Consider the following 25,934-nt stretch of genomic DNA (forward strand, 5'->3'; position numbering starts at 1 on the left):
ATGCCCTGTTGCACCCCGCGTTCCCCCGCGACGAATCTACCCCACCCCTGCGTGGCCTGCCGCTCGGTACGCCCGAACGTGGGTACTCCCCTAGACTGTGGGCTGATAGCGAATTCGCCGGTCGGGATGCACTTCGCGGGACATGATGAAGGGTGCGGAGGTTGACGACTGCGACCGCAACGGTGGGTGTGCACATGACCGGATCGGAATGGTTCGGTGCCACACCGGGCGGACTCAACCGGTATTTCACCGATCTGTACCGGGCACTGACCCGGCAGCCCGACATTCTGGTGACCGCGGCCGCGTTCGGTACCGCCGACGACGCCGGCGCCCGATCGTGGGGGCCGACGGGCGGTTCGACACTGCACCGCACCCGCACGGCGCTGCTCGCGCGCTCCGCGCTCGTCCCCGGCACGGTCGTGGACCGGCACTTCTGCCTGTACGGCCCCGTCGCCCGGACCGTGTCCACGAAGTTGCCGCTGGTCGTCCACTTCCACGGGCCGTGGGCGCAGGAGAGCGCGATGGCGGGCGAGTCGGCCGGTGCTGTGCGCGCCAAGTACCTGTTCGAACGGCTGCGTTACCGCGGCGCCGACCGATTCGTCGTGCTGTCCAGCCACTTCCGTGACGTGCTCGAACGTGACTACCACGTGCCCGCCGACCGGATCTCGATCATCGCGCCCGGCGTCGACCTCGACCGCTTTCGCGCCGCACCGCTCGACACCACCGCCGCGACCAGAACCGTGCTGTGCGTGCGCAGGCTCGAGCGGCGCATGGGAATCGATGTGCTGCTGCGCGCATGGCGGCAGGTATCGGCCGCGCACCCCGACGCTCGACTCGTCGTTGTCGGCACCGGCACCGCCGAAGCGGATCTGCGCGCCGAGGCGGCCGAACTCGCGGGCACCGTCGTCTTCACCGGCCGGGTCGACGACGACCGGCTCACCGAGCTCTACGCCGAGGCGACGGTCTCTGTGGTGCCGACGGTGGCGCTGGAAGGCTTCGGCCTGATCGCGCTGGAATCCCTGGCGGCGGGCCGGGCGCCGATCGTCACCGACTGCGGCGGACTGCCCGACGCAGTGCGCGGTCTCGACCCCACCCTCGTCGTCCCCGCCGGCGAGCCCGACGCGCTCGCCGCCCGGCTCGTCGCGGCCCTCGACGGCCAGGTCCCCGACCCGGCCGCCTGCCGCGCGCACGCGGAGACCTTCACCTGGGATATCGCGGCGGATCGACACGCAGCCCTGTATCGAGACCTGCGATGACCCGAGCTGTTTTCCTCGCCCACACCGCGGCACCGTCGGGCGCCGAACTCGCCACCCTTCGCCTGCTCGACGCGCTGCGCGCCACCGGCCGCTACCAGGTCACCATGATCTACACCGAGGACGGGCCGATGGTGGCCCGGATGCGGGCACGCGACATCGACACCCGGGTCGTGACGGGACGATTCGACTCGCGCGCCATGCGCATCGGGACCGGACTGCTCGGGCTCGTCACCGGGTTCGTCGCCCTGCTCCGGTTGGGTTGGGCCGTCGGCGCTGCCGTCGAACAGACCCACGCCGATGTCGTCGTCGCCGAGAGCACCAAAGCGCTGGTCCTCGGTGCGGTCGCCGCCCGCCGCGCGCGTGTTCCCCTGGTGTGGCAGGCCCATGACCGCGTCTGCGGCGACTACTTCGGCAAGGTTCCCGCCCTGGCGATCCGCGGGCTGGCCCGGCTGGTGTGCCGCGGACAGCTGGCCAACAGCCACGCGACCGCTGCCACCCTGCCCACCGGCATACCGACCGCGATCGCCTACCCGGGTGTCGAACTACCTGTCGCGCACACGGATCCGCGCCTTCGCCCCGCCGCGGCGGCCGTCGTCGTCGTTGTCGGCAGGCTCAGTCCTTGGAAGGGCCAAGACGTCTTCCTGCGCGCGATCGCCGCACTGCGGGTCCGTCCGGCTCGGGTGGTCCTGGTGGGCGGCACGTTCTTCGGCGAGCAGCCCTATCGCGCACAGCTGGAAAAGCTCGCGGCCGAGTTGGGGGTGGTCGCCGAGTTCACCGGCCATGTCGAGGACCCCACCGAACATCTTCTCGCCGCGGACATTCTCGTGCACTGCTCGGTACTGCCCGAGCCCTTCGGACAGGTCGTCGTGGAAGGCATGGCCGCGGGCTGCGCGGTGATCGCCGCGACACCGGGCGGACCCGCCGAGATCATCCACACCGGGGTCGACGGCCTGCTCGTGCCCGGCGGCGACGTCGGCGCGCTCACCGCCGCGCTGGACACACTCCTGCACGACCCCGCCGACCGTGCCCGCCTCGCCGTCGCGGGTCGGGATCGCGCCCGCGACTTCGACATCCACACCTGCGCGGGCACGGTCGCCGACTTCCTCGACACCGTGGTGACCCGCGGTGACTGAGCACGACCGCTACCTGGCCACCGTCACCACCGACGTTTTCCCGCACGTGCAAGCGGTCCCCCACGACAACGGCACGCATCGCCGCCCCGACGACGAACGCGAGTCCGGCGGCGGGGACAACTCCATCAAGTCCGGCCCGCTGGCCGTGCTGCGCGACATCGGGTTCGTCAGCTTCGGCAAGTACGGGCAGTACCTGGTCACCTTCATCACGGTGCCGCTGATCGCCCGAGTGCTCGGCGCGCACGGTCTCGGGCTGCTCGCGATGGCGATGTCGGCCTATTTCATCGGCTCGCTGATCGTCGACCTCGGCATCACCTCGTTCATGGCGGCGCGCGTGCCCGACGCCGAGGACAACCACGGCGGCGGAGCACGGTTCGCGGCCATCAACCAATTGCGCGGCGACTACCTCGCCGTGCGTCTGAGCTTGCTGCTGACACTCGGGCTGGCCCTCGGCGCCGGCCTGGCCTTCGGTGTGCCCGAACCGGTGCAGATGATCCTGCTCGGGCTGTTCGCGGGCGGGTTCTGGTCGATGTCGGAGGACTGGCTGCTGATCGGGCTGGGCCGCTTCGGTGCGTCGACGGTCTATCAGGGCATCGGGCGGCTCGGTTATCTCGCCCTGCTGCTCGGCGTGCTGCCACGCCTGCCGAGTGCGCAGGTCGCGGTGTTGTGCCTGTTGGTGTCGTCGGTGCCGACGATCGTGGCCACCTGGATCGACACCTCCCGGCGGTACGGCCGACCGTCGCGGCCACGCGATGTCGGTGAGCTACTGCGCACCGGTGCGCCGGTTTTCGCCTCCCGTTTGCTGATCACCACCTACGGCCAGGGCGCGGCCGCGATCTATTCGGTGGTGCTCAACGCGGCCGCCCTCGGTTTGTACTCCGCGGGTGATCGCCTCGTGCGGGCCTTGCAATCGCTTCTCGACCCCATCGGTTTCGCCCTGCTCCCGCGCATGGCTCGACGCAGTTCCGACGGCAATTTCTGGCGCGACAGCGTGCGGGTGCTCGCGGCCTGCGTCGCGCTGGCAGCGCTGGTGAGCGCGCTGGTCTGGGTCACGGCGCCGTTCCTGATCGAGGTGATCTTCGGCACCGAATTCCTCGGCGCCACATCACTGCTGCGCATCGAGATCCTGATCCTGCCCGCCACCACCGTCACCTCGTTCGTCACCACCGCCATCCTGCCGGTCCGCCAGGACACCTTCGGCGTGCTCACCGGCGCCGTGATCGGCACGGTGATCGCGGCCTGCGCGCTCGGGCTGACCTTCCGAACCCACTCGGTACACACCCTCGTCTACGGCAGCGTGCTGGTGGAATACACCGTCGCTGCCTGGTATCTCGCGCGCGTCAGGATGCTGGTCCTGCGCGACCGCCGTAACAAGGACCACTTCGTATGAGAATTCTGTTCATCGGCGACGACTGGATCGGCAGCAACGCCCGCTCGCTGGCCGATGGTTTCCGGCAGGCGGGCCACGATGTGCTCGTGGTGGACTCGACCGCGATCACCCTGCCGACCCGTTTGTCGCCGCCATGGATCTACGCCAAAGTGCGCGAGGACCGTGCGCCGTGGCAGGTGCGCGCATTACACGAGCGAATCGAACGTAGCGCCGGCGCCTTCGATCCCGATATGGTGTTCGTGTTCAAGGGAATCCACCTCGACCAGCGCAGATTGCTCGATCTGCCTGCCGCGCTGCATGTGCATTACAGCGCCGACGACGTGGCGAACCCGGAAAACCTCACCACCTCCTACCTCGCGCACGAAGCCGAATGGGATCTGGTGGTCACCACCAAGCGCCACAATGTGTCCGAGTTGCGGGCCCGCGGCGCCCGTGCCGTCGGTTTCGTTCGCAGCGCCTACGATCCGGCCTGGCACCATCGGACCGCTCGCCGCGAGGGGCGTGACTACCTGGTCGGCTTCATCGGTGTGTGCCGTCCCGACCGCCGCGCCGCGATGGTCGAACTGGCCGGGCGCTACGGCGAACGCATGCTCGTCCGTGGTCCCGGCTGGCGTCGAGTGCCCGAACTGCGCGCCACCGGCGCGCACGTGGGCGGTGCGGTCTACGGCGCCCAGTATTCGGCGGCGGTGGCCCAGGTCGGCGCCAACCTGGTGCTGCTGAACTCCGACAACCGCGACACCCACACCTGCCGCACGTTCGAAGTGCCCGCCGCCGGTGGACTTTTCGTCGGCGAACGCACCGACGAGCACGCGCAGCTGCTCGACGACACCACCGAGTGCTTCCTCTTCTCCGACACCGACGAACTCCACGACATCCTCGACCGGTGTGCGGCCGAGCCCGGCAAGGTCGCCGCGGTGGCCGCCGCCGGGCACCGCCGCGTCGTGGCCGACGGGCACCGCTATGTGGATCGGGCGCGCGAGATCGTCGCGCTGGCACAGGAGGTCAGACCCTGAACGGTTCTGCCACCGTCGCCGCCGTCGCCGCCGCGCTGCTCGTGATCGCGGTCGCTGCCCTCTGGGTGCCCGGCGTCGCCCGGGTGTTCCTCATCGCGCAGGCCGTGTTCTGGTCGCTGTCGTATGTGGCGCGGCCACTGGTGCTGCTCGCGGTACGACCCGATCCGCACTTCGGTGACAACGTGCCCGATCCGCGCCTGGCCGATCTCGGCTACGACCGCGGGATCGCGCTGGCGTTGCAGCATGTCGTGTTCGGGCTGTGGGTATACGCGGCACTGGTTGTCGCCTATGCGATCTGGGCGCACCGCAGGCCCCTGCGGCGGGCCGCCGCCCTCGACGACCCGGACTTCGTGCCCGCGCTGGTCGCGCTCTATGTGCTGGGCATGCTCGGGCGGGCCGCGGGTAAGGCGTCGGGATCGGCGGGCACCGCCGGTGAGGTCGACAGCGCCAACCCGATGTTGGCCTTCCTCGCCGTGCCGGCCGCGATCGCCGCGATCGGCCTGATCATCTTCCTGCGGCCCCCCGATCCGCGCCGCACCGCGATCATCCTCGCCGCGCTACTGGCCGGTGAGCTGTGGTGGTCCTCGGTGGTGCAGTCCAAGACCCCGATCCTGGGCGCCGCACTGGCACTGGCCATCCGGTTCTCGATGATCGGCTGGAACCGGCGCACCGCCCTCGGTGTCGCGGGCATCGGCGTGCTCGGGGTGATCGGCTTCGGCTGGCTGCAGTCGTTCAAATCCTCCGGAACCGCGGCGCGCGACGCGGCGGCGGTCGATTCGATCTACCCGGAGAGTGTGCAACCGTTCCTGAGCATTCTGCGCCGGTTCGACCTCCTCGAGGCCGCGACCGACGCACTGTTCTACGGCCCCGGTGGCTGGCTGACGCCGACCGAGATGGCCCAGCACGCGAGCCTGAGCCTCATCCCGGCGCCGGTGCTCGGGCTGGAGAAGTTCCAGTCCGGCACGGCGTGGGCGAACGAGGTTCGCGGCGCCTCGGTGGATATGAGCACCGTGACGGTCTCGCTCGCCGAGGGAAATTTCAACGAAGGATATGTGCTCGGCGGCTACAGCGGAGTCGTCGTGTGCGCGGTGTTCACTTTCACGCTGCTGCTGGCGTGGTCGTACTCGCTGTATTCACGATGGTTTCCGGTGATCGTGCTCGGTCTGGCGATCACCGGTGCCTCGACGCTGTTCGAGCGCGGGATTCTCGGCAGCATGGAGAATCTCGGCAAATTTCTGCAGACCGCCGTGCTGGCGTGGCTGGTGTATCTGGTCGTCGAGGAGTTCCGGCGCCCCGAATCATGTGTAGTACCAGGTGAAATGGAGTCCCAGCGATGGGTTTGATCGATATGTGGCGCATCGTACGACAGCGATGGTTGTTGATCGTGGCTGTCGTACTGGTGTGCACGGCAGCCGCCTGGGCCTACGCCCAGACACTGCCGAGCACCTACGCCGCGTCGAGTTCGATGTATGTGTCGATGGCGACGGGCACCTCGGTCAACGATTCGTACCAGGGTGGCCTGGCCGCGCAACAGCGCGTGCGGTCCTATCTCGATCTGGCGTCCTCGACGACGGTCGCGGCGCGGGTGGTGGACGAGAAGGGCCTGAAGGTCACACCGGAGCAGATGCGCGCGCGGATCACCGCCAGTTCACCGCCCGCGACCTCGGTGATCGTGATCTCGGTGGAGGATTCGACACCCACCGGCGCCCGCGATCTCACCGATGCGGCGGTGGCGCAGTTCCGCAAGCTCGTCGACGAGCTCGAGTCCATCCAACGTGACGCGGCACCGGCAGCGCGAGTCGCCGTGGTCGATCGCGCCCAGGTGCCGAGCGGCCCGCTCGGGCCGCCACCGAGCAGGCTCGTGCTACTCGGCCTGATCGGCGGGCTGATCCTCGGTGGCGGTGCCGCACTCCTGCGTGAACGCACCGATCGTTCGCTGCGCACCGCCGATGCCGTGGCGCGAACCCTGCCCGTTCCGGTGCTCGGTGTGATCGATGCGGGCGAGCCCGAGGCACCGGGTGAGACGCGCAGATTGCGCAGCCGGCTGCTCCAGCACGACCCGACGAAGTCGGTACAGGTGACAAGTCTGTCGGCGCGATCGGTGCCGGATGTGGCGATGGCACTGGCCCGTTCGCTGTCCGACAGCGGTCAGCACGTGGTGCTCGTCGACGGCGACACCAGCGGCGGCGGCAGTTCCGAGTTCATCACCAGCGACAGTCCGGGACTGGCGGCGGTGCTGCGCGCCACCCTGCCCGTCGCCAAAGCGCTCACGCCGTGGTCGGAGACCGGGATCGCGTTCCTGCCCCTGGGCGCGGCCGATCAGCAGACGCCCGACCTGCTCGTGTCGGCGCGGTTCGCCGAACTGCTCACCGATCTGACCTCGCGTTTCGATCATGTCATCGTGGAGACGGCGCCGGTGACCGCGGCCGCCGACGCGATCGGGGTGGCACCGCTGTGCGATGCCACCGTCGGCATCGTCGAACTCGGCGCACTGACCGAGCCCGGATTGCGCGGCGCGCTCGCGACGCTCGGCGCCGCGAAGCTCACCGGAGCGGTGGTGTACAGCAGACCTTCGGCCCCGCTGGCCCGCTTCCTGGAACGGCTGGCGATATGAGCGAGGACTCGGTAGGACGGCGACGCCTGCTCGCGGCCACCTTCGGTGCGGCGGCGGTGCTGCCGTTGGCCGCGGCATGCGCGGCCGAACCGGAACCGAGCGCGGAGTTCCGGTCGCCACACGTCAGTGATACGCCCGCGGCCCGCAACGTGCGCGATTTCGGTGCGGTGGGCGACGGCAAGGCCGACGACACCGCCGCCATCGCCGCGGCCGCGGCCGCCAGGGACCGACCGGTGGTGCTGTACTTTCCCGCGGGCACCTACCGGGTGCGGTCGTGGCCCGAAATGCCGGACTACGCGACGGTTCTCGGCGACGGCGGTGATGCCAGCGTCGTGTTCTGCGAAGACGACGTCACGTTGATCCGGCTGGACAAGCGCAGCCGGGTTCGGTTCTCCCGCATCGGTTTCTATCTCACCGGGCCACGCTCCACCGCTTTCGTGCTGTCGGAGTGCTTCCGCTGCTCCTTCGACGGTGTCGTGATCCGCGGTAATCATCTCAGCGACAACCACCCTCGGTTCCTCGCCCAGCGCGGTGTCGTCCTGGATCGCAACACCGGCGGCACGGCGTTCATCAACTGCGATATCAACAACTTCGGGGTCGGCCTGGAGACGCAGTGCATCCAGAACTACGTCACCTCGTCGAAATTCACCAGCAACTACGTCGGCGTACTCGGCACCGGCAACGATCACAATGCCGGTTTGGCGCTGACCAACGTGGAATTCGTCTCCGACCGCGATCCACTCACCACCGACCGGCACCTGATGGTCGACGGCGCGGCGAACGACTGGTGGCTGACCAATATCTGGTTCGAGGGCGCCGACATCGCGGTCTCGGTCGGCACCAGAGGCAAGGGCGGGCCCGCCCAGTTCGGCATGGTCAACTGCAAGGTCGCGGCCCGCTCGGTCGGCATCGACCTCGTGTACTGCAGGCAGCCGTATCTGGCGAATGTGGTCTTCGATCAGGAATCCGACCGGCCCGCCATCGAATTGCGGATCGACCCGGCCGACTGCGCGGAGGGCACCGCGATCAACCTCATCTCCGGTTCCGCCGATGATCTGCGGGCGGGAGTGTTTCCCGACGGCTGGCAGGTGATCGGTCGCAGCGGGATGCGCACCTCGCGGTTCACCGGAACGGTGATCACCAGGGCCGGGCACGGCGACGCCGATCTGTTCCAGGCGCAAGGCAACGACGGCGCGGTCCGCTCGGCCGTCTTGTCCAGCGGCGCTTGGCTCTCCGATCACGCCGAGGCCGGACTCGTGCTCAAGGATCCCGCGGGGAGCTACTGGCGGCTGGCCGTCGGCACCGACGGCGCGTTGCGCACCGTGGCCATGGGCAAACAGCGGCCACGACAATGAGCAGCTCGTACGCCTCGGTGACGCTGGGCCCGGTACGCCTGCACGGTGTCACCGTGTCGCTGCGACCACCGACTTTCGGTGATTTCGCCGAGTGGCGGCGGATTCGCCTGCGTGATCGCGACTGCCTCGAACCGTATTGGTTTCGTTCTCCGTCGACCTGGGAACAGCGGCACACGGCCATCCGCTGGGTGCGCGAATGTCTCACTGCCCGAGCCGAAGCCAGAACGGGGCGCCGGGTGAGCACGGTGCTCGAGGTCGACGGCAGATTCGCGGGGCAGTTCGAGCTGGTCGGGATCGACTCCGGCGCCGCCGAACTCAGTGTGTGGGTGGATGCCGAGGTGGCCCGACGCGGCGCGAGTGGGCTCGCCGGGTCGCTGCTGCTCGACTTCGGGTTCGACACCGTCGGCCTGGACCGGATCACCGCACCGATCGCCGTCACCAATGCCGGTGCGCGGCGAGCGGTCGGGCAGCGCTGGACGAAGGAAGCGGTGATGGTCGGGTATTTCGACGTCGGCAGCGGCCGCGTCGATCACGAACTCTGGTCGGTGACCAGCGACCGCGCACCGGTGGGCGGTTTCGCCGCCGATTGGCTCGACGGTTATCGCACGGCGCACCCGTCGGCAAGGAGTGCTCGAACCGCCGGTGGCGCCGGTGCCGAGGCGCGCCTGCCTGGCACCGGCGAACACGGTGCCGGTACCCCGCCGCGCGGGTCCGCTGATTCCGTGGTGACCGACGCGACGGTCCCGCTGTCGACGATCCTGCGGGCGCGGGCGCGCTACTGTCTCGGCAGAATACGACACGTCGTCGACCCCCTGCGCGCTACGAATCCGGGCACCGCCCGCCAGGGCCAGGTGGCGTTACGCCCTTGGCGCAGAAACGATTTCCGTCCGCGCCGCGCCGCTCGGATCGCCGCGCGGTCGTTGCTCGCACCGACGAGCGCACCCGAGAAATGGGCTCGGCGCCACACCCGGCGGGAGTGGTGGCGGGCCAAGGCCGCCGCCCGGGCGGGTCTGCGCGGTCGCCACGGCGCTGTCCTCGTCGTCGAGGTGGCTGGTCACTACGTCGGCGAGTGCCGCCTGTTCGACCGGGACATGTTCGATCGCAATATCCGCGCGGCCGTGTGGGTCGCACCCGAGACCCGCCCGGAGATCGCGATCACCGCGCTACGTCTGCTGATCACGCACGCCACCGAAACCCTCGGGATCTGGCGGTTGACGCTGGCCGTACCGTCCGCCGACGTCGCAGGCGCGGCGGTCGCGCTCGCGGCCGGTTTACGACACGAGGGCACCATGCACCGCTACCGCGGTGTCGACGGCGAACTCGCCGATCACGAGCTGTGGGCGTTGAGCACCGCACACACCACCGCGCAGTGCCTGTCCGGCGCCGGAGGGGAGCCCGCATGACAGTCCACCGCGGTTTCGAACGCAGCAACGAGTTGCAGGCACGCCTGCACGACCTCGTCCCCGGCGGCGCGCACACCTACGCCCGCGGCGCCGACCAGTATCCCGAATCCATGGCACCGATCCTGGTGCGCGGCACGGGGGCTCAGGTTTGGGACGTCGACGGAAATCGCTACGTCGAATACGGAATGGGCTTGCGCTCGGTCACGCTCGGTCACGGGTACGGCCCCGTGCAGACCGCGGTGTCGCGGGCCATCGCCGACGGCGTCAGCTTCAGCAGGCCCACAGAACTGGAACTGCTTGCCGCGCAGGACTTCCTGTCGCTCGTGCCCGGTGCCGACATGGTGAAGTTCGCCAAGAACGGCTCGGATGCCACCACCGCCGCGGTGCGACTGGCCAGAGCGGTGACCGGCCGCACCACCATCGCGGTCTGCGATCAACCGTTCTTCTCCGTCGACGACTGGTTCATCGGCACCACCGAGATGGCGGGCGGCATCCCCGCGGTCGACACCGTGAAATTCCCGTACAACGATCTCGACGCCCTGGCGGCGACACTGACAGGCGGTTGCGTGGCCGCCGTCTTCATGGAGGCGGCGACCGCCGTGGCGGAGCCACTGCCCGGATACCTGGAAGGTGTTCGCGCACTGTGTGATCGGCACGGCGCCCTGCTCGTGTTCGACGAGATGATCACCGGCTTCCGCTGGTCGGCGGGCGGCGCCCAGGCCGTCTACGGCGTGACACCCGACCTGTCGTGCTGGGGCAAGGCGATGGGCAACGGCTTCCCGATCTCCGCACTCGCGGGCAAGCGCGAACATATGGAGCGGGGTGGGCTGCGCACCGATCAGGACCGGGTGTTCCTGCTCTCCACCACGCACGGCCCGGAAACGTCCGCACTGGCCGCGTTCCGGGCGGTGGTGCACGCCTACCGCACCGAAGACCCTGTCGCGCGGATGGAACGGGCGGGCCGCACGCTCGCCGACGGCGTGAACGCGATCGCCGCCGACCTCGGCATCGCCGATTCCCTCCAGGTGCGCGGCAGGCCGTCCTGTCTCATCTACCGCACACTGGATGCCGAAGGCGCACCCTCGCAAGCATTTCGAACGCTGTTCATCCAGGAACTGCTGGTCCGCGGCGTACTCGGCCAGTCGTTCGTCACCTCCGCCGCCCACGACGCCGACGCGATCACCACCACGATCGCCGCGTGCGCCGAGGCCGCCGAGGTGTATCGCCGCGCGATCGAGCGCGGCACCGTCGACGGGCTGCTGCGCGGCCGCCCCGTCGCCCCCGCGCTGCGTCGCACCGCGGCGCCCCGACAGATCGAAGCGAGCACCCTGCGATGACCCGTGTCGCCATCGTCCACGAACGTTTCACCGAGTTCGGCGGCTCCGAAGCCGTGGTCGGCGAGTTCGTCGAAACCTGGCCCGATGCCGAGGTTTTCGCACCGATCGTCGCACCGGGCGGCCTGCGCGAACCCGTGCGCACCGTGCACGACAGCTGGCTCAGCAAGGCGCACGCCTACACCGGCGGCAGGCACGCGCCCCTGCTGCCGCTGGTGCCTCGCGCGTTGCGCCGAATGCCGTTGCGCGATTTCGACGTCGTGGTGATCAGCCATCACGCCTTCGCCACCCAGGCCGCCACGGCCACCGACGCGCCTGTCGTCGCCTATGTCCACTCCCCCGCCCGCTGGGCCTGGGATCGCGAATTCCGCGCGCAGGAGGCCGGCGGTCGCGTCGGCCAACTGGCCCTCGGGGCCCTGGGCGCCCTGGCTCGTCGCGGCGAACTGCGCGCCGCACCGCGGCTGACCCACGTCGTCGCCAATTCGCACGCGGTCGCCGAGCGGATCGCCGACTGGTGGGGTCTGTCCGCCTCGGTCGTCAATCCGCCCGTGCAGGTCAGCCACTTCACCCCCGATCCGTCGGTGGCGCGCGAGGACTTCTTCCTGTGTGCGGGCAGGCTCGTGCCCTACAAGCGCGCCGACCTCGCCGTTCGCGCCGCGCAGCGGGCCGGGGTCCGCCTCGTCGTCCTCGGCGAGGGTCGGTTCCGCGCCCAGCTCGAACAGATCGCCGGACCGGAGACGACGTTCCTCGGCGCCACGTCCGGCGACATGCTCCAGGACATGTATCGGCGTTGCCAGGCCCTGCTCATGCCGGGCATCGAGGACTTCGGCATCGTCCCGGTGGAGGCAATGGCATGTGGTACACCCGTGCTGGCCGTCGGCGCGGGTGGCGCGCTGGACACCGTGCGCCCCGGTGTCACCGGAGACTACGTTCCCGCCGCGGCCGATGACGACGTCGTGGCGGCTCTGGCCGAGCGCATGCGCGACTTTCGTTCAGCCTCCTACGATCCCGAGAAGATCCGCGCCCACGCCGGCACGTTCGCGCCCGACCGGTTCCGTGCCAGGATCGCCGCCACAGTCGCCGAAGTTCTTGCGGGGAGCCGCGCCCACTAGCGACAAGTTGTCCGAAACTCTGGGTTACGGAAATCTCCTGTCACACATACCCTTTGACCTGCGACAACAGGTGACAATTCCCACACGGTTACAGACACCCACACGCTTGCCCAGTCAGGTTACTCACGAGTACGGTTAGTCCCAGCCGGGACGACGATGTGCCCGGTTTCTCTCCAGCCACTGTTGCTGGACCACAACGGCTGACACCGCATCCACCGCCGCATGCCGGATCACTGTTGCGCGACACCGTATTTCGAGATTTTTCAGGAGGGGCGATGGTTTCCTACATCGTGACAGGCGGTACCGGATTTCTGGGTCGGCGAGTGGTGCAGGGGCTGCTCGCGGCCGACCCCACCGCGATCGTGCATGTGCTGGTGCGCGCCGAGTCGCTGAGCAAGTTCACCGCGCACACCGCGCAGCATCCCGACCGTGATCGCGTGTTCGCGCTGGTCGGCGACCTGACCGCCGAAGGCCTCGGCCTCGGCGACGGCGCGCCGCGCGCCGATCACGTGCTGCACCTCGGCGCGGTCTACGACATGACCGCCGACGAGGAGACCGCCCACGCGGCCAACGTCGCGGGCACGCGCTCGGTGATCGAGCTGGCCCGCAGCCTCGACGCCACCCTGCACCATGTGTCCTCGGTGGCGGTGGCAGGCGATCATCGCGGCAAGTTCTTCGAGGAGGATTTCGACCTCGGACAGAACCTGACCTCGCCGTATCACCGCACCAAGTTCGCCGCAGAGAAGCTCGTGCGCGAGGCCACCGACCTGCGCTGGCGCGTATATCGCCCGGCGATCATCGTCGGTGATTCCCGGACCGGCGAGATGGACAAGATCGACGGCCCCTACTACTTCTTCTCTGCCATCTCGGCGCTGGCCACCCTGCCGTCCGACCTGCCGTTGCCGCTGCCCGATCTGGGCGCGACCAATGTGGTGCCGGTCGATTACGCCGCCGAGGCGATGGTGCGCCTGGTCCGGCGCGACGGTCTCGACGGGCGCACGTTCCACCTGGTCAACCCCCGACCGCAACCGTTCGGGGAGATCTACCGCGCGCTGGCCACCGCCGCGGGCGGTCCCGTCGGCATCGGCACCGTGCCCGGCAGCGCGCGTGCGTTGAACGGCCTCGGCCTCGTCCCCGGCGCCACCGCGGTGCGCGATTTCCTGTTCGAGCAGGCGGGTATCCCGGCCGAGGTCGCACCGCACGTCGGGTTCACCGCCGAGTTCGTCGCCGATTCCACGCGGGCGCAACTGCCCGGGCTCGCCGTGCCCGAATTCGCTTCCTACGCCGAGCGCCTCTGGGATTTCTGGCGCACCGAGCTCGACCCGCACCGCGGCCGCCCCGCCGCCGACGCGGACCCGCTCTCGGGCCGCACAGTGCTGATCACCGGGGCGTCGTCGGGCATCGGCCTGGCCACCGCCCATGCCGTCGCCCGCCGTGGCGCGATCGTGCTGATGATCGCCCGTGGCGTCGAAGACCTCGAGGCCGCCGCGGAATCCGTGCGTGCCGACGGTGGCACCGCCGTCGCCTACCCCTGCGATATCACCGACGCCGAGGCCGTCGACCTCCTCGTCAAGACCGTGCTGACCGAGCACCACCACGTCGACTACCTGATCAACAACGCGGGTCGTTCCATTCGGCGCTCGGTCGCCAACTCCGTGGACCGTATGCACGACTTCGAACGCACCATGGCGGTCAACTACTTCGGTGCCGTGCGCCTCATCCTCGGACTCCTCCCGTCGATGCGCGAACGTCACTTCGGTCATATCGTCAACATCTCCTCCATCGCCGTGCAGACCAAGGTGCCCCGTTTCGCCGCCTACGCGGCGAGCAAGTCCGCCCTGGACAACTTCAGCGAGATCGCGGCGGTCGAAAACCAGGGCGAGGGAGTCACTTTCACCTCTATCCGGATGCCGCTGGTCCGTACCCCGATGATCGCTCCGACCGACCTCTACCGCTCGCTCCCCCTGCCCGACCCGGACCGGGCGGCCGAGATCGTGGTCCGCGCGCTGCTCGAACGCCCCGCCCGCATCGACACCCCCGTGGGCACCTTCGCGCAGGCGGTCGAGATCTTCCTTCCCTCGCTCAAGCGGACGATCCTGCACACCGGCTTCCGGTTCTTCGGTGAATCCACCGCGGCACAGGGAAAGCCGGTTCCCGCGGCGGTCAGCGAACCTGCCGCACCGACCCGCAACGCCCTCACCGTGCTCGGCCCGGTCCTGGCACCGCTGATGGTGATGCCCCACTCGGCCGCCCGTATGAGCCGGGTGCTGCCCGGCGTGCACTGGTGAACCAACGCTGACACCGGCCGGTCACGATGCTCGGCGTCGTGACCGGCCGGTTCTCGTCAACGCAGGGCGGTGCTCGCCCAGGCCCCGAGCGTGGTCGGCGTGGTGGTGAGCACTGTCCGTGCGTCTTCGGCGACGAAACCCGAACTCAATCCCGCCGACATACCGGCGATTCCATCGATCTGCCCTTGCCCGAGGCCCGCCGATCTCAGAATGTCGCGGAACTCGTTGTCGGCGAGATGGATCGGCGTGACCTCGTGCCCGAGCCGGCTCCCGATGATCTCGGCGACCTCACGAAACGTCAGATCGCACGGCCCGTGCACCGCCTGGACGACACGCCCCGACCACGCCTCCGACAGCAACCGGACCGCCGCCACCTCACCGATGTCGCGCGGGTCGACCCAGGCCATCGCATGATCCAGCGGCCACGGCGTGGACAGCGTGCCTGCCCGGATCTCGTCGAGCTGGGTCAGCAGGTTGGTGAAGAAGTAGCCGCACCGCAGGTGCAGTACATTCGCTCCGGTCTTGTCGAGCAATTCCTCGGTGCGCGCCAACCCGTCGATCTCGCCGGCCCCACCCCGCTTCTCGGCACCCCCACTGCTGACGAACACCGTCGCCTCGATCTCGTTCTCGACCACGGCCCGCGCCGCCGAGGCCCCCATCCGCGCGTACCCCGCCACCGGATCGCCGTCCACGAGGGCGGGCGGGTCGACCCAGAACAATCGGTCAGCCCCCTCGGTGGCCCGCACCACCGCGTCCGAGTCCCCCTGATCGACCTGCGCGACGTCGACAAGGCCGCGCATCGCGGGATCGAGCCGCCCGGGATCGCGCATCAGCACAGTCGGCCGAACCCCCGCCTGTACCAACAACTGCACGACCCGAGCTCCCACATGCCCCATCGGGGTAGTGACGACAATCCGCATTTCCTGCTCTCTACGTCCCATGAATCCCACGCTAGAACCCAATGCGGCCAGTTATTGGCCGCGATGTCCCACGGATTCACTGGCGTGACTCGCAGTGGACGATGAACCGTGGGGTCTCGATATGGGATCGCAGTGTCACCACGCTGCGGAAACATTCCATCTGGCAGGGCTAGACTCAGTGGCTACGGTGACCCTCGGGGAGATCGGAGTCGACATGACGAAGCTGCTGAATTCCTTGTCCGAAGACGAGTACGTGCTGGTCCGCGACACCAAGAAAGCGCAGATGGTCGACCTCGACGAAGAGGCACTGATCCGGCTGCACACCCGCGTTCGGCGGGCGCGCAACAAATTCGTCAAGTTGTACCGCCAATCCGGTGCGGCGAAAGTCGAAGCCAAAGGTGCGCGCGGCGCCGGAAAATCGGCGAACGCGCGCAACGCGGACAAAGCGGAGGTCTTCGAAAGCGCACTCAGCAGGGTGAGCCGCCAGTTGGCCACGGCCGCGAAGCGAAACGCCCGCACGTTGAAGGACGAGAGGCTCGCCCGCGCGCGCAAGGACGCGCCCTCGTTCAGCGACATCGACACCGGCGACGGGAAGGTGTCCTCTTCGGGGAAGGCACGCGTCGACGCCACCCGCGCATCCTCGGGACGAAAGAAGTTCGAGGCCTCCAGCATCGCCGCGGGTGCCCGGCGCCAAGCCAAGAAGGACGGGCGCTAGCTTCTCGCGTTCCAGGTGGGCGCCCGCGTCAGTTCGCGCCGTATTTCGCCAGGACCTTCGCCCGCTTGCTGGGTTGGATGTTCACCCGAGTGATGTCGCCGTTGTAGTGCGCCAGGACGCGATGGTCCATCACCTTGCGCCACAACGGAGTCAGATAGGCCAGGCCGATCAAGCTCGCGTAGCCGCTCGGCAGTTCGGGTGCGCCGTCCATGTGTCGCAGGATCTGGTAGCGGCGAGTGGGGTTGGCGTGATGGTCGCTGTGCCGCTGCAGGTGGTAGAGGAAGATATTGGTGACGATGTGGTCGGAGTTCCAGCTGTGCTCGGGAGTGCAGCGCTCGTAGCGGCCGGAGGCGGTCTTCTGCCGGAGCAGACCGTAGTGCTCGAGGTAGTTCACCGTCTCCAGCAGTGAGAAGCCGTAGATCGCCTGGATCACCAGGAACGGCAGGATCGACGGGCCGAACACCGCGACCAGCGCGACCCACAGCACGACCGACATGAGCCAGGCGTTGAGCACATCGTTACGCAGCGAGAACGGGCTTGTGCCGAGCCGCCGCAGGCGAGCGCTCTCCAGCTCCCACGAGGATTTCAAGCTTCCCCACACACTGCGCGGCAGGAAGCTCCAGAACGACTCGCCGAACCGTGCGCTGGCCGGGTCCTCCGGCGTCGCGACGCGCACGTGGTGACCGCGGTTGTGCTCGATGTAGAAGTGTCCGTAGAAGGTCTGGGCCAGCGTGATCTTCGACAGCCAGCGCTCGAGTTCGTCCTTCTTGTGACCGAGTTCGTGCGCGGTGTTGATGCCTACCCCGCCCATCGCGCCGATGGTGAACGCCAGACCGATCGAGGAGATCAGGCCGAGACCGCCGTCGATGCCGAGCCAGGACAGGTTGTCCGCGGTCCACAGATAGCAGGCGAACACCAGGCTGAACAGCTGCAGCGGAATGTAGGCGTAGGTGCAGTAGCGGTAGTACCGGTCGTTCTCCAGCTGCTCCATCACCTCATCGGGCGGATTCTCGCCGTCCGGCCCGAAGAACCGATCAAGGGTGGGCAGCAGCACGTACACCAGGATCGGCCCGAGCCACCACCACACGGGCGCTACGACCTGCCAGCCGAACTGATCGAAAGCCCACACGAAACCGGTCGCCAGCAGCGTCGCGCTGGGAGCGACGAGGCCGAACAGCCACAGGTACCGCTTGGGGTCTCGCCAGTGCGGCGGTGCCGTCGATGCGTCGTGGTCGCTGATTCGAGAAGTCGTCATTGCCGTTCTCCTGGTCACCGGGACTCGAACACCTGCTTGCCCGAAGTCTTCCTTATTTACACATTAGCGTGATGTGTTCCGATTGGATACAGCAATGCGTTGATTGTCAATGATCAAGCACTTGAGGTAACACATGTAGGATGATCACGTGGCCGAACCACCGAACTTTCAGGCGGAAATGCGTCAACTGCTGCGCGATCGGATGATCGACGCCGCGCGCACGATGGTTGTCACCGAGGGCTGGGGCGCGGTCAACATGTCGCGGGTGGCCAAGGAGGTCGGCATCAGCAGGCCGGTCCTCTACAAGGAGATCGGCACCAAGCAGGCGCTCGCGGACGCCCTCATCGAACGCGAGACCGGCATCTACCTGACCGGAATCGCCGCGACGCTGGCCGAACACCCGGCCGACCCACTCGCGGGGATGACCGCCGCCGCTGAGTACACACTGCGCACCGCGGGCGACAACACCCTGATCAAGGCCGTGCTCTCGGCTCGGCACGACGGCGACACCGCTCTGCTTCCCGCCCTGGTGAGCGACCCGGAACCGGTACTCGGCCGGGCCGTCGCCGCACTCACCACCACGGTCCGCGAACAGTACGAATTCGCCGCCATGTCCGATGACGAACTGACCACGATCGTCGAGATCATGGTCCGGCTGACACTGAGCCACCTGTTCCAGCCGACCGGGAGCGCCGACCGTGCGGTGGCGCAGATCGGCGCTGTTCTGTCCGGAGTCATGCCCGACGCCTGAGCGGGCTCACAACCGCGCGCCCACCTGTCCGGCCGCGGCCGCGAACGCCCACTCGTAGCTGCCGTGCGCGGCCGGGAACACCCCGCCCGCGCACACCGGATCGCCTGCGGCGCAATAGTTCGCGGTGCGGTCGGCGTACAGCGCGGGGACCGTGGCGCCGATGAGTCGCAGTGGGTCACCGAAGAGCAGAACCGCGACGACGCGCGGGGACAGTTCGTGCGGGAGTACCCACATACCGGGCAACGGCGCGGAGCCGAGAACACCGTGGGTGACCACCGCGCCCTGGGAGTAGCCGACGAGCACGAAGCGCTGATCGGGGCAGGCGGCGGCTCGGCCAACCAGATGGCTGGTCATCGCACGCGTGCCGTCGCTGACCGAGGTCGGCACCAGCAGATCGGCCGGGTACTCCACGCGGTGGGCGGTGGTCTCCACCGGTAGTTGCGCGCTCAGTACCGCGTTGAGCGGATCGCCGATGGCGGCACCCAGGTAGCCGGGTTCTACTGTGCCGCGGGCGATGACGACATCCAGCGGGGCGCAACTCCGCGCCCATGCTGTCGATCCCGGGGACATCGCTGCCCCGACTCCCGCAGCCAGTAGCAACACCGACAGCGCTCGCGCTGTATGCCTTGCGACGATACGAATTGCCTTCCGATAGGTCATCGTGCCCACCTACTCACGCCGTTGTGAGAAATAGAGAAAGAGCGATTCACCTCCTGCCCAACGGCATTCGGTGTGCTCAGTGGTGGAATACCCGCTGACCTGCATCGACATGGCACGAACTCGGCATCGGCTGCGCCACGGTTACATCTCGGATCGCCTGTGGCACAACACCGATGCCGCGGCTCAGTGCTTCTTGGGCTTCTTCTTGTACTTCGGCTTGTCGTGATCGGGCTCCCACTCGTAGCCCGCCACACCGCGTTCGCAGTAGGAGTCCGCGACGTGCACGTCGCCTTGATCGCGCTCACACCAGCGCGACTTCGAGCAGGAAGTGGCGCCGAGGCCGGCAACGACGGCGAGCGTGAGGACGGCAGCGCCGGTACGGGTTCGGACGTTCATGAGCTGGTCGAGCCTTTCATCGAATGAAATATCGCGGGGAATGAAATATCGCTGGTCAGGGCGTTTTACAGGACTTACCCCCGTCCCCCGACGAACCAATGCTACGTTCCGTGGCATGTCGAGCACAGTGCCTGAGCCCACCGAAGATTTCACCCCCGACGCGATTGTCGTCGGCGCCGGCCTGGCGGGTCTGGTCGCCGCGCACGAACTGGTCCTCGCCGGACGCAGGGTACTGATGCTCGATCAGGAGAATCGGGCCAATCTCGGCGGGCAGGCATTCTGGTCGCTGGGTGGGTTGTTCGTCGTCGACAGCCCGGAACAGCGCAGGATGGGCATCAAGGATTCTTACGAACTGGCACTGCAGGATTGGCTGGGCTCGGCCGGTTTCGATCGCGAGGACGAGGATCGAATGGGCCGCGAGTGGGCGAAGGCCTACGTGCGGTTCGCCACCGACGAGAAGCGGGATTACCTGCACGCCTTGGGTTTGCGGTTCACCCCCCTGGTCGGCTGGGCCGAGCGTGGCGGCGGCCTGGCCAGCGGGCACGGCAACTCGGTGCCGCGTTTCCATCTCACCTGGGGCACCGGCCCCGAGGTGCTTCGTGTCTTCCTGGAGCCGGTACTGGCCGGTGAGGCACGAGGGCTGGTCCGCTTCGCCTTCCGGCACCGTGTCGACGAGTTGATCGTCGAGGACGGCGCCGTGACCGGGGTGCGCGGCAGCGTGCTCGCGCCCTCCGACACCGACCGCGGCCAGGCGTCGAACCGGGATGTGGTGGGCGAGTTCGCCTTCGAAGCTCCCGCGGTTCTCGTGAGTTCGGGCGGCATCGGTCACGCCCACGATCTCATCCGCCGCAACTGGCCCACCGACCGTCTCGGCCCGTGCCCGGAGACCATGATCTCCGGTGTTCCCGCCTATGTGGACGGCCGGATGCTCGGCATCTCCGAGGAGGCAGGGGCGGCGCTGGTCAACCGCGACCGGATGTGGCACTACACCGAGGGCATCAACAACTGGGATCCGATCTGGCCCGACCACGCCATCCGCATCATCCCCGGGCCGTCGTCACTGTGGTTCGATGCCTGCGGAAACCGCATGCCCGCACCGTGTTTCCCCGGTTTCGACACCAACGAGACCATGCGCCGAATCCTGTCGACCGGTTACGACTACTCCTGGTTCGTGCTGAACCAGTCGATCATCGAGAAGGAATTCGCGCTCTCGGGTTCGGAACAGAATCCCGACATCACCGGCAAGGACTTGAAACTCACGGCCCGCAGCAGGCTCGCCAAGGGCGCGCCGGGTCCGGTGGAGGCGTTCAAGAAGCACGGCGTGGACTTTGTGGTCGCCGAATCGCTGGGCGAGCTGGTCGACGGGATGAACGAGATCGCCCGCGGGCCGAAGCTGGACGCCGCCGCGATCGAACACCAGATCGTGGCCAGGGACCGTGAAGTGGCCAACTCCTTCGCCAAAGACGCGCAGGTGGTGGCGATCAACAGCGCCCGCAAGTTCCTCGGCGACAAGGTCCGCGTCGTCAAACCGCACCGCATCCTCGACCCCGCCCACGGCCCGCTCATCGCGGTGCGCCTCAACGTACTGACGCGCAAGACCCTCGGCGGCCTGCAGACCGACCTCGATTCGCAGGTGCTGCGCCCGGACGGCGCGGTGTTCCCGGGCTTGTACGCCGCCGGTGAGGTCGCCGGGTTCGGCGGGGGTGGCGTGCACGGGTACAACGCCCTGGAGGGCACCTTCCTGGGCGGCTGTATCTTCTCGGGTCGCGCGGCCGGGCGGGCGATCGCGCGGCGCAGGCCCTAGTGCGGGTGCCGGGGGGCCAGGGTGCGTGACGCTTCCTTGGCCACCTCGGCGAGCGCGCGCGCCAGCCGTGCGGTGTCGAGCGCGGTGCGTTCACCCTTGACCGTGCCCGACAGCGAGATCGCGGCCACCGCGACACCGCGCCCGCGAATCGGCACCGCGACGCAGCCGACGCCGGGCAGCGATTCCTCGGTGTCCACGGCCACGCCCTGACGGTTGCGGATGCGGGCGAGTTCACGTTGCAGTTCGGCCCGGTCGACGATCGTGCGCGCGGTGCGCGCCACAGCGTTTCCGCGCAGCGAGGCCTCCGCGATACCGGGTTCCAGGGTCGCCAGCAGCGCCTTGCCGACCGCGGTGGAGTGCGCGGGCAACCTACCGCCCACGCGGGTCGGGATGACCACCCGGCCGCGCCCACCCGAACGATCGAGGAACAGCACCTCGCGCCCGTCGAGCACCGCGAGGTGGCCGACCAGGCCAGTCCGCTGGCTGAGCTCGTAGAGCAGTGGCCCCACCACCTCACGCAGCTCGTTCTGCTCGGCCGCGAGCCCGCCGAGTTCGAGTACCCGCAACCCCAACCGGTAGCCACCGGGGGTGTGCGCGAGCCACCGCAACCGGATCATCTGGTCGAGGATGCGATGCACGGTCGAGCGCGGCAACCCGGTGCGTTCGGCGAGTCCGAGCAGCGTGAGCGTGGGTGTGGCGGCGTCGAACGCGTCGAGAATGAGCGTCATCCGCTCGATCATCGACGTCGGCGGCGCTCCGGTCGCCCGGCCCGGTCCGGCCCACAGGTTTTCCGGCGCCGGTTCGGTCACGATCTCGACCGTCATGTGATCCAACCTCCACAGTGCGTAGCGATAACAGACTAGAGCCGTCAGCTCCGCTCACGCACTATTTCGCCTCGATCTCAACCTTGCCGCCGGGTCACCGGCGTCACAGACGCGATCATCGCCATGTCTCCGATGCCGGTGCCGACGCAGTGGAGGCCCGCGGGATCTCGCGGATACGCCGGGCCGGTGCGCTGCGTCCGCGGCGAACCGAAATCAGCGGGCCGTGCCTCGCCGTGGGTGCCGGAAACTGTCATGCGGCAAATGCTGTGGACACCAGGTGGTTACGTCAGTTCCTGGTTGTGCCGCGAAGGCTCGCCCTGCGACGATTCGGTCTCGCCGGGAAGGCCCACCACCGCGCCTCGGGCGATCTCGAGGCGCGCGGCTCGATCGACGAGCAGTTCACCCGGCCCCGACGGCGGCGTATTGCGGCGCCAGATCGCGCGGAACTTGCGAGTCAGGCGTTCGGCGTCGGCAGAGGGAACCTCCACCAGCGTGCCGGTGACGAGGTCCGGCGCGGCGATCAATCGGCTCAGGACGGCGGGCGCCATGCCGGTTCGCGCGGCGGCCACGATCGCGCCGGTCGAACCGAGTTCCGCGGCAGGCCCGGCGGGGGGTGCCGCCGTGGCCAGCAGGTCCCAGACGGTCTCACGGGTGCCCGAGCCCGGTTCCCGCCACAGCAGGGCGGTGCCTGCCAGCTCGGTCAATGTGACCGGGGTCTTGCGTTGGGCCCATGGGTGGTTCGGCGCCACGACCACCACCAGATCATCGGCGCCCAGCACCCTGCTGCCGAGTCCGGCCGGCGGGTGCGGGCCTTCGACGAAGCCGAGATCGGCGGTGCCGTCTCGCACGAGACCCGCGACCTGCGTGGAGTTCTCGACCTCGAGCGCGATCACGACTTCGGGGTGATCGGTCCGCAGGGCCGCGAGCCAGTGTGGAATGCGGTGGTCGGCAATGGTTTTGGAGGCGGCGATGCGCAGGCGCGGGGCCTGGGCGGCACGGAGACGGGCAACGTCATCGACAAGTTCGTGCACCGCGGCGAGAACGGTCCGGGCATGGGCGACAACGGCGCGCCCCGCGTCGGTGAGCTCGGAGCCGGTCGGTCCACGGTCGAGCAGCTTCACCTGTAGGCGACGTTCCAGCGCACTGATTCGCATGCTCGCGGCGGGCTGGCTGACCGCGTGTCTGCGAGCGGCGCCGCCGAGACTGCCCAGTTCGGCCACCGCCACGAGGAGGGCGAGGACCTCCAGGTCGGGTGTTCCGGGTGGCAGGGTCATGCGCTGATTATGGGTGATGGGCGGGTCCGCCATCGTCGGCGCGGGCGTGGCGGAGCTTTTTGGCGATGCCGTAGAGGGCGAATACCGGTTTCAGCGGCAGCCACTCACCGAAGCGGTATTCCTGGCCGGGCACCAGCCGGGCAGCGAGCTCCGGGCTCTGCTCGGCGAGGTAGTGCCGTGCGGTCTCGGCATGCGTCGGCAGTGAGACGATCTTGATCCGATCGACGTCACGCAGGAGCGGGATCGCGAAAGCGATGTTCTCCCAGGTGGATCGGCTCGCTTGCTCGAGGACCAGTTCACCGTCGTAACCGCAGCCCTCTCTCGCGTATCGCGCCATCAGCGACGCTTCGGACCGCGGACCGGCGCACGCTCCGCCGCACAGCACCAGCCGGGTCCGCGGCGCCGCCGGATCGATGGAGCGAAGACCGGCACGCACCCGCCATCTGTTCATCGCGTTGGCTCGCGGCCCGGCATCGCGATAGCCGAGGACGACGACGGCCTCCGAGCCGACGGTCCCGGCACCGACATACCTGCGCGAGGCGCGCCGATTCGCCCACTCACCCCACAGCAGGACACCGAGACCGGCGACGATGGCGAGCCGAGTCCGTTTCCGCACCTGTCCAGCAAACCACGAACCCGCACGGCTTGCCCGGCGAAATCCCATAAGCAAGGCTTATGCCCCCCTCCCGATTCAGCCCCTACCTGGGAAGTCGCCGCGCGGCGAAGGTGAAGGAGTGAACCGCGCACGCACCCTCGCTCCCGGTCTGGCCCTTGCCGCACTCCTGGCAACCGTGGCCACGCCGCTCGGCAGGGCAATGCCGATGATCGGGGCGCCGGTGCTGGCCTTGGGTGCCGGCGCCGCCGCCGGGATGGTGCTGCGACGCCGTGACGCGACCGGCGAGACCTTCGGGCCGGGGCTCGACGTGGCCCGGCAGCGGCTGCTCGGGCTGGCGATCGTGCTGCTCGGGCTCGGCTTGCCGCTCGGGTCGGTCATGAGCGTGGGCCGCGAGACCGCGGTCGTGCTGATCGGGACCTTGGTTGTCGGCGGGGTCGCGGCGTTCTTCGTCGGACGGCTGCTGGCGGTGGACAAGGAGTCGGTCACCCTGATAGCCGTGGGCACGACGATCTGCGGCGCCTCCGCGATCGCCGCCGCCACGGCGGTCCTTCGACCCGACAAGCAACGGGTCGCCTACGCCCTCGGCACGATCTTCGTCTTCAATGTGACCGCCGTGCTGGTGTATCCACCCCTTGGCCGCGCTCTCGGCCTGTCGCAGGAGGCGTTCGGCCTGTGGGCGGGGACCGCGATCAATGACACGTCGTCGGTCCTGGCCGCCGGCGTCGTCTTCGGTGCCGGTGCGGCGCAGTTCGCGGTGATCGTGAAAATGGTCCGCAGCCTCGCCATCATCCCGCTCTGCGTCGGACTGCACGTCGGCCGCCGCCATATCGCGCAGGAGACCGATCTACCCCAGGCTTCCCTGCGCCACGCAGTGCCGCTCTTTGTGATCCTGTTCCTCGCCGCATCCGTCATCGCGGGCCTGAACATCGTCCCCGCCGAGCTGACTCGGCCGCTCGCCACCACCAGTAGTTGGCTCATCGCCGCGGTCCTCGCCGCCATCGGCACGTCCCTGAGCCTGGCCCGCTTGCGCACCGCGGGCGTGCGCCCACTGGTCCTGGGCGGCACCCTCGGCCTGATCCTCGGCGTCACCAGCCTCGGTCTCATGTACCTGAGCGGATGGTGCTGAAGTCCTGCGCGAGGGCCGGATTCAGGGCCGGCCCACATGCCCGAGCGCCTACCGTGGCGCCCGCGCGAGCCGCAGTCCGAACCGTGAGGCGGCGAGACCGAGCAGCGCACCGGCGAGGGTCGGCGCCGCGACGAGTCCGACCCACAACCACCACGTCGGCCCCATCTTCATCGCCATCTCCCCGAAGACGACATCGTCATACGGCTCGTAGCTTGCGTAGTAGCAGCTGACCGAATTCGGCCCGACCAGCCACCACACCGCCAGAACCGCCGAGGCCGCCAGACCACCACCGAATCCGAGCACCGTGGTCGCGATCACTGTCGACTTCACCGATCGAAAGTTCGTGTGGGTCATGGCGACAGTCAACATGACCCACCCGGAGCTAGGATTGCTGGACATCGCATGTCGGCGCGGACAGGAGGATGATGTCATGAACACTGTGTGCCGGATCTTCGCCACCGCGGGTGCCGCCGCGGTATTGACCCTGGCCACCGCGGGGATCGCAGCGGCTGAGGAAGCCGAGCCACCTTCGTCGCCGTTGGTCGCGTACATCGAGTCGTGGCCGCCCGCCCCCGAGGGCTGCAACGCGGTCTGGGACCCGATCGAGGATGCCGTCGAGGACTCGATTCCCCCGCGGTACGAGGCGGAATTCGACGCCTTCGACGACTGGTGCGAAGGCGACGAGGACTGACTCG

The 25,934-nt window shown here is 68.5% G+C and carries 25 protein-coding genes; 16 read left to right on the forward strand and 9 right to left on the reverse strand.

Annotated elements, in window-relative coordinates; genetic code table 11:
• Positions 1–194 precede the first annotated feature (194 nt).
• The 11 genes from ACFWUR_RS12070 to ACFWUR_RS12120 all read left to right on the forward strand — a co-directional run bounded on the left by ACFWUR_RS12070 (position 195) and on the right by ACFWUR_RS12120 (position 14,898).
• On the forward strand, positions 195–1,256 hold the full coding sequence (locus tag ACFWUR_RS12070; protein WP_378905891.1) for a glycosyltransferase family 4 protein: 1,062 nt from the start codon (positions 195–197) through the stop codon (positions 1,254–1,256).
• Positions 1,253–2,389 (forward strand): glycosyltransferase family 4 protein, encoded by a 1,137-nt coding sequence (locus ACFWUR_RS12075; RefSeq protein WP_378905893.1) that lies wholly within the window; start codon positions 1,253–1,255, stop codon positions 2,387–2,389. Before ACFWUR_RS12070 ends, ACFWUR_RS12075 begins: the two co-directional genes overlap by 4 nt.
• 124 nt (positions 2,390–2,513) lie before the next feature.
• Positions 2,514–3,779 (forward strand): oligosaccharide flippase family protein, encoded by a 1,266-nt coding sequence (locus ACFWUR_RS12080; protein WP_378906358.1) that lies wholly within the window; start codon positions 2,514–2,516, stop codon positions 3,777–3,779.
• Positions 3,776–4,792 carry a glycosyltransferase gene (locus ACFWUR_RS12085; RefSeq protein ID WP_378905895.1) on the forward strand — a complete coding sequence of 339 codons (1,017 nt, stop codon included), beginning with the start codon at positions 3,776–3,778 and terminating at the stop codon, positions 4,790–4,792. The genes ACFWUR_RS12080 and ACFWUR_RS12085 overlap by 4 nt, the downstream gene beginning before the upstream one ends.
• A gap of 41 nt (positions 4,793–4,833) precedes the next feature.
• The gene (locus ACFWUR_RS12090) at positions 4,834–6,135 is read left to right on the forward strand and encodes a hypothetical protein (RefSeq protein WP_378905897.1); all 1,302 of its coding nucleotides are present in this window, start codon (positions 4,834–4,836) and stop codon (positions 6,133–6,135) included.
• Positions 6,126–7,406: a Wzz/FepE/Etk N-terminal domain-containing protein gene (locus ACFWUR_RS12095; RefSeq protein WP_378905899.1), complete on the forward strand. Its 1,281-nt coding sequence runs from the start codon at positions 6,126–6,128 to the stop codon at positions 7,404–7,406. Before ACFWUR_RS12090 ends, ACFWUR_RS12095 begins: the two co-directional genes overlap by 10 nt.
• Positions 7,403–8,761 carry a glycosyl hydrolase family 28-related protein gene (locus ACFWUR_RS12100; protein WP_378905901.1) on the forward strand — a complete coding sequence of 453 codons (1,359 nt, stop codon included), beginning with the start codon at positions 7,403–7,405 and terminating at the stop codon, positions 8,759–8,761. The genes ACFWUR_RS12095 and ACFWUR_RS12100 overlap by 4 nt, the downstream gene beginning before the upstream one ends.
• Positions 8,758–10,164 (forward strand): GNAT family N-acetyltransferase, encoded by a 1,407-nt coding sequence (locus tag ACFWUR_RS12105; RefSeq protein WP_378905903.1) that lies wholly within the window; start codon positions 8,758–8,760, stop codon positions 10,162–10,164. The genes ACFWUR_RS12100 and ACFWUR_RS12105 overlap by 4 nt, the downstream gene beginning before the upstream one ends.
• The gene (locus tag ACFWUR_RS12110) at positions 10,161–11,501 is read left to right on the forward strand and encodes a glutamate-1-semialdehyde 2,1-aminomutase (RefSeq protein WP_378905905.1); all 1,341 of its coding nucleotides are present in this window, start codon (positions 10,161–10,163) and stop codon (positions 11,499–11,501) included. The genes ACFWUR_RS12105 and ACFWUR_RS12110 overlap by 4 nt, the downstream gene beginning before the upstream one ends.
• Positions 11,498–12,610, forward strand: a complete 1,113-nt coding sequence (locus ACFWUR_RS12115) for a glycosyltransferase (RefSeq protein ID WP_378905907.1) — start codon at positions 11,498–11,500, stop codon at positions 12,608–12,610. The genes ACFWUR_RS12110 and ACFWUR_RS12115 overlap by 4 nt, the downstream gene beginning before the upstream one ends.
• A 275-nt stretch (positions 12,611–12,885) precedes the next feature.
• Positions 12,886–14,898, forward strand: a complete 2,013-nt coding sequence (locus ACFWUR_RS12120; RefSeq protein ID WP_378905909.1) for an SDR family oxidoreductase — start codon at positions 12,886–12,888, stop codon at positions 14,896–14,898.
• Positions 14,899–14,954: 56 nt separating this feature from the next.
• Here ACFWUR_RS12120 and ACFWUR_RS12125 read toward each other — a convergent pair whose 3' ends face one another.
• A complete protein-coding gene (locus tag ACFWUR_RS12125; RefSeq protein ID WP_378905911.1) occupies positions 14,955–15,839 on the reverse strand; it encodes an NAD(P)H-binding protein in 885 nt (294 codons plus the stop codon).
• A 193-nt stretch (positions 15,840–16,032) separates the two neighbouring features.
• On the opposite strand from ACFWUR_RS12125, the gene ACFWUR_RS12130 reads away from it, so the two are divergent.
• Positions 16,033–16,533 carry a hypothetical protein gene (locus tag ACFWUR_RS12130; protein WP_378905913.1) on the forward strand — a complete coding sequence of 167 codons (501 nt, stop codon included), beginning with the start codon at positions 16,033–16,035 and terminating at the stop codon, positions 16,531–16,533.
• Positions 16,534–16,561: 28 nt separating this feature from the next.
• On the opposite strand, the gene ACFWUR_RS12135 is transcribed toward ACFWUR_RS12130, so the two are convergent.
• Positions 16,562–17,788, reverse strand: a complete 1,227-nt coding sequence (locus ACFWUR_RS12135; RefSeq protein WP_378905915.1) for an alkane 1-monooxygenase — start codon at positions 17,786–17,788, stop codon at positions 16,562–16,564.
• A gap of 148 nt (positions 17,789–17,936) precedes the next feature.
• Between ACFWUR_RS12135 and ACFWUR_RS12140 the strand changes: the two genes are divergently transcribed.
• Complete coding sequence (locus ACFWUR_RS12140) at positions 17,937–18,539, forward strand: TetR family transcriptional regulator (protein WP_378905917.1); 603 nt, start codon at positions 17,937–17,939, stop codon at positions 18,537–18,539.
• Between the two features lie 6 nt (positions 18,540–18,545).
• On the opposite strand, the gene ACFWUR_RS12145 is transcribed toward ACFWUR_RS12140, so the two are convergent.
• A complete protein-coding gene (locus tag ACFWUR_RS12145; protein WP_378905919.1) occupies positions 18,546–19,199 on the reverse strand; it encodes a cutinase family protein in 654 nt (217 codons plus the stop codon).
• Between the two features lie 183 nt (positions 19,200–19,382).
• Positions 19,383–19,595 carry a hypothetical protein gene (locus ACFWUR_RS12150; RefSeq protein ID WP_358059451.1) on the reverse strand — a complete coding sequence of 71 codons (213 nt, stop codon included), beginning with the start codon at positions 19,593–19,595 and terminating at the stop codon, positions 19,383–19,385.
• Between the two features lie 115 nt (positions 19,596–19,710).
• Here ACFWUR_RS12150 and ACFWUR_RS12155 point away from each other — a divergent pair, with 115 nt between their 5' ends.
• Complete coding sequence (locus ACFWUR_RS12155) at positions 19,711–21,399, forward strand: FAD-binding dehydrogenase (protein ID WP_378905921.1); 1,689 nt, start codon at positions 19,711–19,713, stop codon at positions 21,397–21,399.
• Here ACFWUR_RS12155 and ACFWUR_RS12160 read toward each other — a convergent pair.
• From ACFWUR_RS12160 to ACFWUR_RS12175, 4 genes are all read right to left on the reverse strand, one after another.
• Entirely contained in the window at positions 21,396–22,223 is an 828-nt protein-coding gene (locus tag ACFWUR_RS12160) for an IclR family transcriptional regulator (RefSeq protein ID WP_378905923.1), read from the reverse strand. The genes ACFWUR_RS12155 and ACFWUR_RS12160 overlap by 4 nt on opposite strands.
• Before the next feature lie 77 nt (positions 22,224–22,300).
• Positions 22,301–22,477: a hypothetical protein gene (locus ACFWUR_RS12165; RefSeq protein ID WP_378905925.1), complete on the reverse strand. Its 177-nt coding sequence runs from the start codon at positions 22,475–22,477 to the stop codon at positions 22,301–22,303.
• A 27-nt stretch (positions 22,478–22,504) separates the two neighbouring features.
• Positions 22,505–23,497, reverse strand: a complete 993-nt coding sequence (locus tag ACFWUR_RS12170) for a LysR substrate-binding domain-containing protein (RefSeq protein WP_378905927.1) — start codon at positions 23,495–23,497, stop codon at positions 22,505–22,507.
• 7 nt (positions 23,498–23,504) lie between these two features.
• On the reverse strand, positions 23,505–24,113 hold the full coding sequence (locus tag ACFWUR_RS12175; RefSeq protein WP_378905929.1) for a YdcF family protein: 609 nt from the start codon (positions 24,111–24,113) through the stop codon (positions 23,505–23,507).
• A gap of 118 nt (positions 24,114–24,231) precedes the next feature.
• Here ACFWUR_RS12175 and ACFWUR_RS12180 point away from each other — a divergent pair, with 118 nt between their 5' ends.
• Complete coding sequence (locus tag ACFWUR_RS12180; protein ID WP_378905931.1) at positions 24,232–25,239, forward strand: YeiH family protein; 1,008 nt, start codon at positions 24,232–24,234, stop codon at positions 25,237–25,239.
• A gap of 48 nt (positions 25,240–25,287) precedes the next feature.
• Here the strand turns inward: ACFWUR_RS12180 and ACFWUR_RS12185 are convergent, their stop codons facing one another.
• A complete protein-coding gene (locus ACFWUR_RS12185) occupies positions 25,288–25,593 on the reverse strand; it encodes a hypothetical protein (protein ID WP_378905933.1) in 306 nt (101 codons plus the stop codon).
• Positions 25,594–25,669: 76 nt separating this feature from the next.
• Here ACFWUR_RS12185 and ACFWUR_RS12190 point away from each other — a divergent pair, with 76 nt between their 5' ends.
• Positions 25,670–25,930, forward strand: a complete 261-nt coding sequence (locus ACFWUR_RS12190) for a hypothetical protein (RefSeq protein ID WP_378905935.1) — start codon at positions 25,670–25,672, stop codon at positions 25,928–25,930.
• Positions 25,931–25,934: the final 4 nt, after the last annotated feature.

This window comes from Nocardia sp. NPDC058633, assembly GCF_042717045.1.
GTDB lineage: Bacteria > Actinomycetota > Actinomycetes > Mycobacteriales > Mycobacteriaceae > Nocardia.

Coding starts and splice junctions, on each gene's coding strand:
- ACFWUR_RS12155 (WP_378905921.1), top strand. CDS start 19,711: ATGTCGAGCACAGTGCCTGAGCCCACCGAAGATTTCACCCCCGACGCG.
- ACFWUR_RS12160 (WP_378905923.1), bottom strand. CDS start 22,223: ATGACGGTCGAGATCGTGACCGAACCGGCGCCGGAAAACCTGTGGGCC.
- ACFWUR_RS12075 (WP_378905893.1), top strand. CDS start 1,253: ATGACCCGAGCTGTTTTCCTCGCCCACACCGCGGCACCGTCGGGCGCC.
- ACFWUR_RS12095 (WP_378905899.1), top strand. CDS start 6,126: ATGGGTTTGATCGATATGTGGCGCATCGTACGACAGCGATGGTTGTTG.
- ACFWUR_RS12115 (WP_378905907.1), top strand. CDS start 11,498: ATGACCCGTGTCGCCATCGTCCACGAACGTTTCACCGAGTTCGGCGGC.
- ACFWUR_RS12135 (WP_378905915.1), bottom strand. CDS start 17,788: ATGACGACTTCTCGAATCAGCGACCACGACGCATCGACGGCACCGCCG.
- ACFWUR_RS12070 (WP_378905891.1), top strand. CDS start 195: ATGACCGGATCGGAATGGTTCGGTGCCACACCGGGCGGACTCAACCGG.
- ACFWUR_RS12165 (WP_378905925.1), bottom strand. CDS start 22,477: ATGACAGTTTCCGGCACCCACGGCGAGGCACGGCCCGCTGATTTCGGT.
- ACFWUR_RS12110 (WP_378905905.1), top strand. CDS start 10,161: ATGACAGTCCACCGCGGTTTCGAACGCAGCAACGAGTTGCAGGCACGC.
- ACFWUR_RS12120 (WP_378905909.1), top strand. CDS start 12,886: ATGGTTTCCTACATCGTGACAGGCGGTACCGGATTTCTGGGTCGGCGA.
- ACFWUR_RS12105 (WP_378905903.1), top strand. CDS start 8,758: ATGAGCAGCTCGTACGCCTCGGTGACGCTGGGCCCGGTACGCCTGCAC.
- ACFWUR_RS12085 (WP_378905895.1), top strand. CDS start 3,776: ATGAGAATTCTGTTCATCGGCGACGACTGGATCGGCAGCAACGCCCGC.
- ACFWUR_RS12130 (WP_378905913.1), top strand. CDS start 16,033: ATGACGAAGCTGCTGAATTCCTTGTCCGAAGACGAGTACGTGCTGGTC.
- ACFWUR_RS12100 (WP_378905901.1), top strand. CDS start 7,403: ATGAGCGAGGACTCGGTAGGACGGCGACGCCTGCTCGCGGCCACCTTC.
- ACFWUR_RS12145 (WP_378905919.1), bottom strand. CDS start 19,199: ATGACCTATCGGAAGGCAATTCGTATCGTCGCAAGGCATACAGCGCGA.
- ACFWUR_RS12150 (WP_358059451.1), bottom strand. CDS start 19,595: ATGAACGTCCGAACCCGTACCGGCGCTGCCGTCCTCACGCTCGCCGTC.
- ACFWUR_RS12185 (WP_378905933.1), bottom strand. CDS start 25,593: ATGACCCACACGAACTTTCGATCGGTGAAGTCGACAGTGATCGCGACC.
- ACFWUR_RS12190 (WP_378905935.1), top strand. CDS start 25,670: ATGAACACTGTGTGCCGGATCTTCGCCACCGCGGGTGCCGCCGCGGTA.
- ACFWUR_RS12125 (WP_378905911.1), bottom strand. CDS start 15,839: ATGGGACGTAGAGAGCAGGAAATGCGGATTGTCGTCACTACCCCGATG.
- ACFWUR_RS12170 (WP_378905927.1), bottom strand. CDS start 23,497: ATGACCCTGCCACCCGGAACACCCGACCTGGAGGTCCTCGCCCTCCTC.